Here is an 11,717-nt window from a genome sequence, read left to right on the forward strand (position 1 = left end):
CGCCGGTCGGCCCGTACCAGGGCGGGCTGCCGTCCGCGCCGCCGCCGGGGCCGCCGCGTCGGCCTGGTCGGGCGATCCTCGTGGGTGCCGGCGCGGTACTGACGCTGATCCTGCTCGGCCTGCCGCTCGGACTGCTCTGGGCCTCGGTCGCCCCCAGCATCCCGGTGCGCAAGACCGAGGAGGGGGCGGTGCTCACCAACCCGCAGCCGGAGGAGTTCATCGCGGCGGACGGCTGGTTCAGCGTGCTCGGGCTCGGGTTCGGTGTGTTGGCGGCGATCGCGCTCTGGCTGCTCCTGCGCCGGTACCGGGGGCCGTCGAGCCTGCTGGTGCTGGCCCTCGGCGGCGTCGGTGCGGCAATCGTCGCCTGGCAGGTGGGCCGTCGGATCGGTCTCGCCGAATATCAGCGGTTGTTGGAGACCGCACCCGTCGACAAGCTCTTCAACAAGCCGCCGGACCTGCGGGCCGGTGCCGTCGAATGGCTCTACGGCTGGATCCCCACCGTGCAGGGCGACCTGCTACTGCCCGCCTTCGGCGCGGTGGTGACGTACACCCTGCTGGCCGGCTGGTCCCGGTGGCCCGGGCTGCGTCCGGAGCCGGAGCCGCCGGCGGTCAGTTGGGGCTGGTCGGCACCGCCAGCTCCGGCAGCGGCACCGGCACCGCCCGAATCTGGCGCAGCAGAGCCGCCTCGCGGTTGAGCAGCCGCAACTCGGCGCGCAGTCGACCGGCGGTGTCCGGGATCGCCAACAGGCGTTGCCGGTCCGGCAGGGTGAGTGCGGCGGTGGCCGCTACGAGGTGGGAGAGCACCGTCGGATCATCCGGCAGCTGTTCGGATATTTCGTGCGGATCGTCCCGGATCAGGCTCAGGTACTGCCGGAAGACGGCCAGCACCCGGGGAGCGAGCAGGTCGGCGACGTCATCGTGCCCCTTCGGCTCGGCCAGCCATTCCACCTCGGCGGTCAGGTACGGCGTCGACCGTTCGTCGACCTCGTTGATCCGGAACCGGCGTCGTCCCACGGTGACCAGGTCGAAGTTGCCGTCCGGCAGTTCGGTGATCTGCCGGACCTCGGCGGTGCAGCCGAGCTCGTAGAAGCTGACCGGTGCATCGTCCGGTGCCCCGGCCCGGGTGCCCGGTGGTGGCAGCACCTCCCAGCCGCTGCGGATGGCCACCACCCCGAACTCGCGGGGCGCGTCGGCGGGCAGGCTGACCAGATGTCGGACCAGCTCCCGGTAGCGCTCCTCGAAGATGTGCAGCGGTAACACCAGTCCCGGAAACAACACCGTTCCGAGCGGGAAAACCGGCAGCCGCGAGCCCATCGGTCGAGCCTAGCCCCCCGTACGGCATGAGCGCGCTACCGTGCGCGGCGCAAGTTCCACGGACTGGGGCGGACGGGCCGCCCTGCCTCCGGCGTGGCCCGGCTCACCGTCTCGCTACCTGGGCAGTGTCGGTCCGGCAGGTGGGAGCCGCTTAAACTCGCAAGCGTGCTGAATCGGATCGACCTGCGCGGCGACGCGCGTGACCCGCGGGACCTGTTGCCCCGCGCCCAGATCGACGTGTCAGTGGCGGTCGAGGAGATCCGCCCCGTCGTCGAGGCGGTGCGTGAGCATGGCTTCGACGGGATCCGTGAGGCCATCCATCGGTTCGACGGCATCATCCTCGACCAGCTCCGGGTGCCGGCCGAGGCGCTGGCCACCGCCGAGCGGACCCTCGACCCGGAAGTACGCGCCGCGTTGGTCGAGTGCATCGAACGCGCCCGCCGCGTGCACGTCGACCAGCGGCGTGCCGACCACACCACCCAGGTGGTGCCCGGCGGGACGGTCACCGAGCGCTGGGTACCGGTCGACCGGGTCGGTCTGTACGTGCCCGGTGGCCTGGCCATGTACCCCTCGACGGTGGTCATGAACGTGGTGCCGGCGCAGGTCGCCGGGGTCCGGTCCCTGGTCGTCGTGAGCCCGCCGCAGCCGGACAACGGTGGGCTGCCCGACGCTCGGGTGCTGGCCGCGTGTGCCCTGCTCGGTGTCGACGAGGTCTACGCCGTCGGCGGCGCGCAGGCGGTCGCGATGCTGGCCTACGGTGCGGCCACCGACGCCGAGGGCAGCCAGCGGTGCGCGCCGGTCGACATGATCACCGGTCCGGGCAACATCTGGGTCACCGCCGCCAAGCGGCTGCTGCGCGGTGTGGTCGGGATCGACGCCGAGGCGGGGCCGACCGAGATCGCCATCCTGGCCGACGACAGCGCCGACCCGGTACACGTCGCCGCCGACCTGATCAGCCAGGCCGAGCACGACCCGCTTGCGGCGAGTGTGCTGGTCACCCCATCGGCCGCGCTGGTCGACGCGGTCGAGCGTGAGCTGGTCCGCCAGGTCGCCGCCGCCAAGCACGTCGAACGGATCACCACGGCCCTGACCGGTGAACAGTCCGGCGCGGTGCTGGTCGACGATCTCGAGGCGGGACTGCGGGTGGTCGACGCGTACGCCGCCGAGCACCTGGAGATCCAGACCCGGGACGCCCGGACCTGGGCGCTCCGGGTACGCAACGCGGGGGCGATCTTCGTCGGGGCGTACTCGCCGGTGTCGTTGGGCGACTACTGCGCCGGTTCCAACCACGTGCTGCCCACCGGTGGCTGTGCCCGGCACTCCTCCGGCCTGTCCGTTCAGTCGTTCCTGCGTGGCATCCACATCGTGGAGTACGACGAGGCGGCGCTGCGTGAGGTGGCCCCGCACGTGGTGACCCTGTCCGGGGTCGAGGACCTGCCGGCACACGGCCAGGCGGTCCGGGCGCGGTTCTCGACCGGGCAGGAGACGACGTCGGCATGACCTCGCTGGACGATCTTCCGATCCGCGACGAGCTACGCGGTCGTCGCCCGTACGGGGCACCCCAGCTCGAGGTGCCGGTACGGCTCAACACCAACGAGAACTCCTACCCGGTGCCGGATGCCGTGGTGGAGGCCATCGGCAAGGCGGTCGCCGTCGAACTGCGTGACCTCAACCGCTACCCCGACCGGGATGCGGTCGCGCTGCGTACCGACCTGGCCGACTATCTCGGTCACGGGCTCACCACGGCCAACCTGTGGGCGGCCAACGGCTCCAACGAGATCCAGCAACAACTGCTCCAGGCGTTCGGCGGGCCGGGCCGGAGCATGCTGGGCTTCACCCCGGCGTACTCGATGCATCCGCTGTTGGCGCTGGGCACCGGCACCCGGTGGCTGGACGGACGGCGGGGTGCCGACTTCGGCCTGACCCCCGCCGACGCGGTGGCGCAGGTACGCCAGCACCAGCCGGACGTGGTCTTCCTCTGTTCGCCCAACAACCCGACCGGCACCGCGCTCGACCCGGAGGTGGTCACCGCCGTACTGGCGGCGGCGCCGGGGATGGTGGTGGTCGACGAGGCGTACGCCGAGTTCGCCCGTCCCGGCACCCCGTCCGCGCTGTCCCTGCTGCCCGGCCATCCCCGGTTGGTGGTGACCCGCACGATGAGCAAGGCCTTCGGGTTCGCCGGTGGTCGGCTCGGCTACCTGGCCGCCGACCCGGCGGTGGTGGACGCGATCCAGTTGGTGCGGCTGCCGTACCACCTCTCCGCGTTGACCCAGGCCGCCGCCCGTGCGGCGCTGGCCCACCGGGACGCCCTCCTCGCCACCGTCGAGGTGATCAAGGAGCAACGCGACCGGATCGTCGCCGAGCTGCGCCGAAACGGGATCACGGTGGCCGACAGCGACGCCAACTTCGTACTGTTCGAGGTCGGCGGCGACCAGGCGACCGTCTGGCAGGCACTGCTGGACCGGGGGGTACTGGTTCGTGACGTCGGCCTGGCAGGGTGGTTGCGGGTCACCGCCGGCACCCCGCAGGAGACCGATGCCTTCCTCGCCGCGATGGCCCCCTCCGAAAGGTAGCGTTGTGAGCAGAACCGCCCGGGTCGAGCGGACCACCGCGGAGACCAAGGTCCTCGTCGAGTTGGACCTCGACGGCACCGGTAAGGCCGAGATCAGCACCGGTGTCGGCTTCTACGACCACATGCTCCACCAGATCGCCCGGCACGGCGGCTTCGACCTCACCGTGCAGACCGTCGGCGACCTGGAGATCGACGCACATCACACGATCGAGGACACCGCGCTGGCCGTCGGCACGGCCTTCGACCGGGCGCTCGGTGACCGGGCCGGTATCCGGCGGTACGGCTCGGCCACGCTGCCGATGGACGAGGTGCTGGTACAGGCGGCGGTGGACCTCTCCGGCCGGGCCTACGTGGTGCACGACGAGCCGCCGCTGGCCCCGTACATCGGACCGGTCTATCCGACCAGCATGACCCGGCACATCTGGGAGTCGTTCGGGCAGGCCGCCCGGCTGACCCTGCACGTGACGGTGCTGCGGGCCGCCCGGCCCGGCGGTCACCCGGATGCGCACCACGTGGTGGAGGCCCAGTTCAAGGCCGTCTCGCGGGCCCTGCGCGAGGCGACCTCGATCGACCCCCGGGCCGTCGGCGTGATCCCCAGCACCAAGGGCGCGCTCTGATGGGCGGCGCGCTACCCATTCTGCTGCTGGCCCTGGCCGGGGTCCTGGTCGGTGGGGCGTGGTCGATGCACCGGCAGGGAGCCTCCGTGAAGGCGATCGTCCTCGTCGTCCTGCTGGCCGTGCTGGCCGCCGCCAGTGGCGTTCTCCGCCTCATTCCGGTGGACAGCTGATGGCCGCCCGGGTGGTGGTGCTTGACTACGGGTCGGGCAACCTGCGCTCGGCGCAGCGGGCGGTGGCCCGGGTCGGTGCCGACGTCGTCGTCACCGATGACCTTGACGCCGCCCTCGCCGCCGACGGGCTCGTCGTGCCCGGGGTCGGCGCGTTCGCCGCCTGCATGGCCGGCATCGAGGCGCTCGGCGCCGGTCCGGTCATCGCCGAGCGGGTCGCCGCCGGTCGCCCGGTGCTGGGGATCTGCGTCGGCATGCAGGTGCTCTTCGAGTACGGCGAGGAGCACGGCGTGGTCACCAAGGGGCTGGGCCTGCTGCCCGGTGGGGTGACCCGGCTGGCCGCCCGGCGGCTGCCGCACATGGGCTGGAACACGGTCGCCCCGCCGGCCGGGACGGTGCTCTTCGCCGGTCTGCCCGCCGGCAGCCGGTTCTACTTCGTCCACTCGTACGCCGCCACGGATGTCGCGGCCCTGGCCGGGACCGGTGCGCTGGTGACGACGGCCAGTCACGAGAGCGGATTCGTGGCCGGGGTGGAGCGGGGTCCGCTGTCGGCGGCCCAGTTCCATCCGGAGAAGTCGGCGGACACCGGGGCGGCGCTGCTGCGCAACTGGCTGGCCACGCTGTGAGCAAGGAACGGGCCCGGCGGCGGGCCGTCCGGCAGGCCGAGGCGGAACGGGAGCGTGCCCGCCGGGCCCGGAAGGTGGCCCGGCGGGAGCGTCGGCGGGCGCTGCTGCGTCGGCTCACCCCGCGACTGCCGGACCGGCGTACGGGCCGGCTCGCCCGCCACAGCCGGGGTGAACGCGCCGGTGTGGTGGTGCTCTCGCTGGCCGCGCTGGCCGCCATCTGGCTGCTGGTGGACCCGCTGGCACTTCGCCTGATGCTGATCGTGCTGATGCTGCTCGTGTTGCCGGCGGTCGTAGTCATCGCCCTGGGACGTCGTACCTAGACAGGAGATCAAGTTGAGCCTCACCCTGCTTCCCGCCGTCGATGTGGCCGACGGCCAGGCAGTACGCCTCGTACAGGGCGCTGCCGGCAGTGAGACGAGCTACGGGGACCCGCTGGAGGCGGCCCTGGCCTGGCAGCGTGACGGGGCGACCTGGATCCATCTGGTCGACCTCGACGCCGCCTTCGGACGCGGGTCCAACGCCCATCTGCTGGCCGACGTGGTACGTCAGCTCGACGTGGCGGTCGAGCTGTCCGGCGGCATCCGCGACGACGAGTCGCTGCAGGCGGCGCTGGGCACCGGTGCGGCCCGGGTCAACATCGGCACCGCGGCGCTGGAGGACCCGGTCTGGTGCGACCGGGTGGTCGGGGAGTACGGCGACCGGGTGGCGATCGGGCTGGACGTCCGGGGGCGTACCCTCTCGGCCCGGGGCTGGACCCGCGACGGCGGTGACCTGTTCGAGGTGCTGGAACGGCTGGACAAGGCGGGTGCGGCGCGGTACGTGGTGACCGACATCACCAAGGACGGCACGATGCGCGGGCCCAACCTCGACCTGCTGCGGGAGGTCTGCGCCCGTACCGACGCTCCGGTGATCGCCTCCGGTGGCGTCTCCACCCTTGACGACCTGCGGGCACTGTCGGCGCTGGAGTCGATCGGGGTGGAGGGCGTGATCGCGGGCAAGGCGCTCTACGCGGGGGCGTTCACCGTCGCCGAGGCGCTGGCCGTACTGGCTCAGCCGTGACCGGCCGTACGGCGCGCGTGGATAGGCTCGACGCATGACAGTGGCGGTACGCGTGATCCCCTGCCTCGACGTGGACGGCGGCCGGGTGGTCAAGGGGGTCAACTTCGTCGACCTGCGGGATGCGGGTGACCCGGTCGAACTGGCGGCGGCCTACGACCAGGCAGGTGCCGACGAACTGACCTTCCTCGACGTGACCGCCTCCTCGGACGGCCGGGCCACGATGTTGGACGTGGTACGCCGTACCGCCGAGTCGGTGTTCATCCCGTTGACGGTCGGTGGCGGCATCCGCCAGGTTGCCGACGTGGACGTACTGTTGCGGGCCGGGGCGGACAAGGTCGGCGTCAACACCGCTGCGATCGTCCGACCGGAGCTGATCTCGGAGATCGCGGACCGGTTCGGTCGGCAGGTGCTGGTCCTCTCGTTGGATGTCCGGCGGGCACCGGACGGGAGCACGGCCAGCGGGTTCGAGGTGACCACCCATGGCGGACGCCGTGGCACCGGCCTCGACGCGGTCGACTGGGCTCGCCGGGTCGCCGAGTTGGGCGCCGGGGAGATCCTGCTCAACTCGATGGACGCGGACGGCACCAGGGCCGGTTTCGACCTGGAGTTGATCCGTACGGTGCGTCAGGTGGTGGACGTGCCGGTCATCGCCAGTGGTGGTGCCGGGGCGGTCGACGACTTTCCGCCGGCCGTTGCGGCCGGTGCCGACGCGGTGCTGGCGGCCAGCGTCTTTCACTTCGGCGAGCTGAGCGTCGGCGACGTGAAGCGGGCGCTGCGGACGGCCGGACACCCGGTCCGGGACAGCGTCACCGCCTAGCGGGGGCCACCCTCGGGCGAACGGCGTGGCGTGGGGATCAGCCGGGCGGAGTACTCCTGCACCGCTCTGGCATGATCCTCCTCGCCCAGCACCCAGTCGTCGTCGCCGGGGACATGGCGGCGGCTGAGTACTCCCCGCATGGTCTCCACCGCAGCGGCGAGACCGCCGTGGGGGCGGGTCCGCCAGAGGTTCTCGCCGGCGGGCGTGAGTTGGAACCAGCCGTCGGTCACGCTGATCAGACCGGCCCCGCTCAGCCGACGTACCGCGAGTTCCACCTCCTGCCGGGCGGGGATGGCGCGCCTGAGATGGTCAGCGGTCGACAGGACGTCGGCGAGTCGTACGCCTTCCGGTCGACGTGTCGATGCTGCCCGCCGGTGCCGGCCGGCTCCACCGGCGATGACCAGCGATACGAAGATCCAAGCGTCGGAAAGGCGCCATCCCTCGTCCCCCATGGCAACAATGATGCCGTGTGATCGCTCCGGAGGAAACTGCCGGGTGCTGAGCGGCCGGCCGACGTCCGACCGCCCAGGATCGCGATTGTCGTCGCTGCTCAGTCGAGCGGCCGCTTGAGGTGGTAGCGGTGCACCTCGGTCGTTCCCTGGAGGTTGTTGACGTCCTCCTCTGAGGACACCAGTTCCCAGCCTTCGGCACCGACCCGGTTGAGGTGGGCGATCGCAGTGTCCCCGTAGTCCGACACGTCGCGTCGGGACCCGTCCGGGCCGTACCAGGTGAAGGAGAGACCCCATCCCTGACCCTGCGCGTGACGACGTCGGACGAGCAATGCGTACTCCCACTTAATCATTTGTCCATTATGGCGGTAGCCGATCGGTTACCGGAACAGAAGACCCACCGGGTGCACCCGGCCGGGCTAGACGGGTTCGACGCCCGTCGTGGCCGGCCCGCCGATGGCGCCGGTGCCCGCCGGCCCGCCCGTACCGTCGGGCTCAGCCGGTCGGCCCGTACCGTCGGTGCCCGCTGGTCGGCTCGTCGGCACGGTGAAGAGCGGGATGAAGACGTGGGCCAGGGGACCGATGGCCAGCGCGTAGGCGACGGTGCCGAGGCCGACGGTGCCGCCGAGCAGCCACCCGACGGCCAGCACACCCACCTCGATGACGGTCCGTACCAGCCGGATGGACCGTCCGGGCCGCCGGGCCACATAGCCGGTCATCAGTCCGTCGCGGGGGCCGGGTCCGAGGCGGGCGCCGATGTAGAGGCCGGTGGCCATCCCGTTGAGCACGATGCCGGCGGCCAGGAAGCCGATCCGGGCCGCCAGCGGTGCCACCGTGGGTAGCAGGGCCAATGCGGCGTCAACGACCAGACCGATGACCACCACGTTGCTGACGGTGCCGATGCCGGGGCGCTGGCGTAGGGGAATCCACAGCAGGAGCACCAGTGCCCCGACGACGATGGTGATCGTGCCCATGGACAGCCCGGTGCGCTTCGACAGGCCCTGATGGAACACGTCCCAGGGATCGAGGCCCAGCGTCGACTCGATCATCAGAGCCATGCTGACGCCGTAGAGCGTCAAACCGGCGTAGAGCTGCACAAGTCGCCGGGCCGGGCGATCGGAAAAGTTGCCAATCAAGGTCACACGTGCCACTCTAAGTGCCAATTGTGCTGGAGAAAGAGCCAATTTGGAGGACCTGGCCATGACGCCCCTGGTTCGAGGGTCACAATTGGCTCGTTTGCTCGGCCAGTGGCATGCCCTACCCGGGCGGCGGCGGAGCCCCGACTATCTCGCGCTGGCCGGTGCCGTACGGGGACTGCTGGCCGACGGTCGGCTGGCCCTGGGCGTACGGCTGCCCGCCGAGCGTGAGCTGGCCGAGGCGCTGGGGGTCAGCCGTACCACCGTCACCGCCGCCTACCGAGAGTTGCGGGGCACCGGGCATCTCAACAGTCGCCGGGGCGCGGGCAGTTGGACGATGCTGCCCGACGGGCACCGGGTCGCCAGTTCCGGTCTGTGGACGCCGGAGGACGACCTCGACATGCTCGACCTGAGCTGTGCCGCGTTGGCCGCTCCGGTCCAGTTGCAGGCGGCTGCCCGCGCCGCCGCCGAGGACCTGCCCCGCTATCTCGGTGGGGCGGGCTACCACCCCACCGGGATCGTGGAACTCCGCGAGGCGGTGGCCCGGACGTACGACGAGCGAGGGTTGCCCACCAGCCCCGAGCAGATCATGGTCACCAGCGGCACGCAGCACGCGTTCGACCTGGTGCTGCGGTTGGCGCTACCGCCCGGGGGCCGGGTGCTGGTCGAATCGCCGACCTATCCCAACGCGCTGGCCGCACTCTCCGCGCGCCGGGCCCGGATCACCACCCACGGCCTGGCCGCCAACGGTACGGGGTGGGACGCGGAGTTGCTGCTCGGCAGCCTGCGCCAGACCCGGCCACAGTTGGCCTACCTGATTCCGGAGTTCCAGAATCCCACCGGCCATCTGATGCCGGAGCAGTTGCGGGAGCGGGTGGTGGCCACCGCCCACGCCGTGGGTACCGACCTGGTGGTCGACGAGTCCTTCGTAGATCTCGCGTTGGACGGCATCACCGTGCCGCCCCCCGTCGCCGCCTTCGACCGGCACTCGCGGGTCATCTCGATCGGCGGGATGAGCAAGCCGTACTGGGGCGGTCTGCGGATCGGCTGGATCCGCGCGTCGGCACCCCAGGTGCAGCGGCTGGCCGCAGCCCGGGTCGGGGTCGACATGGCCGGTCCGGTGCTCGACCAACTGCTGGCCGTTCGCCTGCTGGCGGACGCGGAGGCGATCGTGGCCGTCCGTCGGGCGCAGTTGTCGGTCCAGCGGCAGGCCCTGCTCGGTGCGCTGGCGGAGATGCTGCCCGGATGGCGGGTCACCGTACCGCACGGTGGGGTCACCCTCTGGGCGGAGTTGGACGGGCCGGTCTCCAGCGCGTTGGCCCGCGCCGCCGAGGAGGTGGGCGTACGACTCGCCCCCGGTCCCCGGTTCGGCCTCGACGGCACCCTCGAACGGTTCCTCCGGCTGCCGTTCACCCTGCCGGCCGCGGACCTGGTCGACGCCGTTCGTCGGATCGCCGAGGTGCGTTACGACCTCGATCGGACCAGCCGCCCGCAGTGGTCGATGCCCGCCGTGATCGCCTAGCCCCGGTCGTGGGTCCGGGCGAGTGACAGCGCCGTGACGCCGGAGCCGCTGCCCGTGGCCTGACGGGCTGGTGTTGGGCGGAAGGCGACGACCGACACCCTGGCAACTGACACAATCCGGACGTGGGGGATCACGGTTCGCGCCGGCAAAGCCGGATCCACCGTGGCGCGCCCGGTCTGAAGGTGACCCGGCTGGAACTCTTCTACGACCTGGTCTTCGTCTTCGCGCTGCTCAACGTCACCGTGCTGCTCTCCGAGACGTTGACCGGCCCCAGCCTGCTGGGTGGGTTCGTGGTACTGGCCCTGCTGTGGTGGTGCTGGACCGGGTTCGCCGTCGTCGGCAACAACGTCCGTGCCGACCAGGGCATCATTCCGCTGGTGAGCCTGGTGACCACGGCCGCGGTCTTCGTGCTGGCGTTGACCATTCCTGAGGCGTTCCACGACGAACCCGGCGGGCTGCCCGGACCGTTCGTCTTCGCGTCCTGCTACTTCGTGGTCCGGGGACTACAGGTACTCGTCCTCGGGTGGGTCGTCGGTGCTGAGGTCGGGTGGGTCAGGCGCCTGCTGCTGGCCGTACCGGCACTGATCAGCACGGTGCTCATCCTGGCCGCCGCACTGCTGCCGTTGCGGGAACTCGAGGAGCCGGCCGAGTCCGGGGCACGACTCGGGCTGTGGGCGATCGCGCTGCTCGTCGAGTACGGGGTGGGCATGGTGCTACGAACCATCGGTGGGAACGTGGTGTCGGCCGGACACTGGGCCGAGCGGCATGCGCTGATCGTGCTGGTCGCGTTGGGCGAGTCGATCATTTCCCTCGGCACCGGTCCGGGACCGAGTCTGCGTTCCGGTCTACCGATCACCTGGCCGATCATCCTGGCTGCGGTGTCGGGCATCACCGTGATCAGTGGGCTCTGGTGGGCGTACTTCGACTCCCTCGCCCTCGCTGTCGAGCAGCGACTGCACCGGGTCCATGGCCTGGCCCGGATCACACTCGCCCGGGACGCCTACACCTATCTGCACCTGCCGATGATCGCCGGGATCATCATGTTCGCCCTCGGCCTCAAGCGGATCCTCGTCGAGGTCGCCGACCCGAAGGTCTCCGGCTGGCGGGACACCGTCGACCGGATGGACGTCTTCGTGCTCTACGCGGGAGTGATCATCTATCAGCTCGCGTTGCTCGGGCTGTCACTGCGTGCCTTCCGGACCATCCGGGTTGCCCCGACCGGGGCTGCCACCGTGCTCATCCTGCTCATACCGCTGGCGGTCCGGGTGCCGGCGATCGTCGCCCTGGGCATGTTGACACTGATCATTCTCATACTGATGGTGGTGCAGGTCTGGCGCTCCTCTCCCAGTCGCCACCGCATCCGGGAGGAGGCGCTGGGGGAGCAGATCGCGTTGGAGGTGGAGGAGACGAAGTGGCGGCGTCGGCACCGCTGATCGTC

15 protein-coding genes are annotated in these 11,717 nt (G+C 71.1%); 11 read left to right on the forward strand and 4 right to left on the reverse strand.

The annotated features are described in order from the left end of the window. Positions 1-695 (forward strand): DUF2567 domain-containing protein (locus tag ACFQ4H_RS27885; protein ID WP_377576331.1); only part of this gene is annotated, 695 nt, incomplete at its 5' end. Here the strand turns inward: ACFQ4H_RS27885 and ACFQ4H_RS27890 are convergent. Then, on the reverse strand, positions 610-1,314 hold the full coding sequence (locus ACFQ4H_RS27890; protein WP_377576334.1) for an LON peptidase substrate-binding domain-containing protein: 705 nt from the start codon (positions 1,312-1,314) through the stop codon (positions 610-612). The two genes, ACFQ4H_RS27885 and ACFQ4H_RS27890, sit on opposite strands and share 86 nt — an antisense overlap. A 165-nt stretch (positions 1,315-1,479) precedes the next feature. On the opposite strand from ACFQ4H_RS27890, the gene hisD reads away from it, so the two are divergent. The 8 genes from hisD to hisF are packed head-to-tail and all read left to right on the forward strand — an operon-like array spanning position 1,480 to position 7,172. Beyond that, positions 1,480-2,814 (forward strand): histidinol dehydrogenase, encoded by a 1,335-nt coding sequence (gene hisD / locus ACFQ4H_RS27895; protein ID WP_377576337.1) that lies wholly within the window; start codon positions 1,480-1,482, stop codon positions 2,812-2,814. Then, a complete protein-coding gene (locus ACFQ4H_RS27900; protein ID WP_377576340.1) occupies positions 2,811-3,887 on the forward strand; it encodes a histidinol-phosphate transaminase in 1,077 nt (358 codons plus the stop codon). Before hisD ends, ACFQ4H_RS27900 begins: the two co-directional genes overlap by 4 nt. Before the next feature lie 4 nt (positions 3,888-3,891). Further along, a complete protein-coding gene (gene hisB / locus ACFQ4H_RS27905; protein WP_377576343.1) occupies positions 3,892-4,503 on the forward strand; it encodes an imidazoleglycerol-phosphate dehydratase HisB in 612 nt (203 codons plus the stop codon). Then, positions 4,503-4,673: a hypothetical protein gene (locus ACFQ4H_RS27910; RefSeq protein WP_377576346.1), complete on the forward strand. Its 171-nt coding sequence runs from the start codon at positions 4,503-4,505 to the stop codon at positions 4,671-4,673. The genes hisB and ACFQ4H_RS27910 overlap by 1 nt, the downstream gene beginning before the upstream one ends. After that, on the forward strand, positions 4,673-5,296 hold the full coding sequence (gene hisH, locus ACFQ4H_RS27915) for an imidazole glycerol phosphate synthase subunit HisH (protein ID WP_377576349.1): 624 nt from the start codon (positions 4,673-4,675) through the stop codon (positions 5,294-5,296). The genes ACFQ4H_RS27910 and hisH overlap by 1 nt, the downstream gene beginning before the upstream one ends. Further along, positions 5,293-5,616, forward strand: coding sequence for a hypothetical protein (locus ACFQ4H_RS27920; protein ID WP_377576351.1), 324 nt, complete (start codon positions 5,293-5,295; stop codon positions 5,614-5,616). Before hisH ends, ACFQ4H_RS27920 begins: the two co-directional genes overlap by 4 nt. Positions 5,617-5,629: 13 nt before the next feature. Then, on the forward strand, positions 5,630-6,355 hold the full coding sequence (gene priA, locus ACFQ4H_RS27925; protein ID WP_377576354.1) for a bifunctional 1-(5-phosphoribosyl)-5-((5-phosphoribosylamino)methylideneamino)imidazole-4-carboxamide isomerase/phosphoribosylanthranilate isomerase PriA: 726 nt from the start codon (positions 5,630-5,632) through the stop codon (positions 6,353-6,355). 34 nt (positions 6,356-6,389) lie between these two features. Then, entirely contained in the window at positions 6,390-7,172 is a 783-nt protein-coding gene (gene hisF / locus ACFQ4H_RS27930; RefSeq protein ID WP_377576357.1) for an imidazole glycerol phosphate synthase subunit HisF, read from the forward strand. On the opposite strand, the gene ACFQ4H_RS27935 is transcribed toward hisF, so the two are convergent. From ACFQ4H_RS27935 to yczE, 3 genes are all read right to left on the reverse strand, one after another. Then, positions 7,169-7,624, reverse strand: a complete 456-nt coding sequence (locus ACFQ4H_RS27935) for a hypothetical protein (protein ID WP_377576360.1) — start codon at positions 7,622-7,624, stop codon at positions 7,169-7,171. The two genes, hisF and ACFQ4H_RS27935, sit on opposite strands and share 4 nt — an antisense overlap. Positions 7,625-7,722: 98 nt before the next feature. Next, a complete protein-coding gene (locus ACFQ4H_RS27940; RefSeq protein ID WP_377576363.1) occupies positions 7,723-7,974 on the reverse strand; it encodes a hypothetical protein in 252 nt (83 codons plus the stop codon). A 66-nt stretch (positions 7,975-8,040) separates the two neighbouring features. Next, positions 8,041-8,763 carry a membrane protein YczE gene (yczE, locus tag ACFQ4H_RS27945; protein ID WP_377576366.1) on the reverse strand — a complete coding sequence of 241 codons (723 nt, stop codon included), beginning with the start codon at positions 8,761-8,763 and terminating at the stop codon, positions 8,041-8,043. Positions 8,764-8,821: 58 nt separating this feature from the next. On the opposite strand from yczE, the gene yczR reads away from it, so the two are divergent. Next, positions 8,822-10,279 carry a MocR-like transcription factor YczR gene (gene yczR / locus ACFQ4H_RS27950; protein WP_377576368.1) on the forward strand — a complete coding sequence of 486 codons (1,458 nt, stop codon included), beginning with the start codon at positions 8,822-8,824 and terminating at the stop codon, positions 10,277-10,279. 122 nt (positions 10,280-10,401) lie between these two features. Beyond that, a complete protein-coding gene (locus ACFQ4H_RS27955; RefSeq protein WP_377576370.1) occupies positions 10,402-11,712 on the forward strand; it encodes a low temperature requirement protein A in 1,311 nt (436 codons plus the stop codon). Positions 11,713-11,717 lie beyond the last annotated feature (5 nt).

The organism is Micromonospora sonneratiae (assembly GCF_042679305.1).
GTDB lineage: Bacteria > Actinomycetota > Actinomycetes > Mycobacteriales > Micromonosporaceae > Micromonospora_H > Micromonospora_H sonneratiae.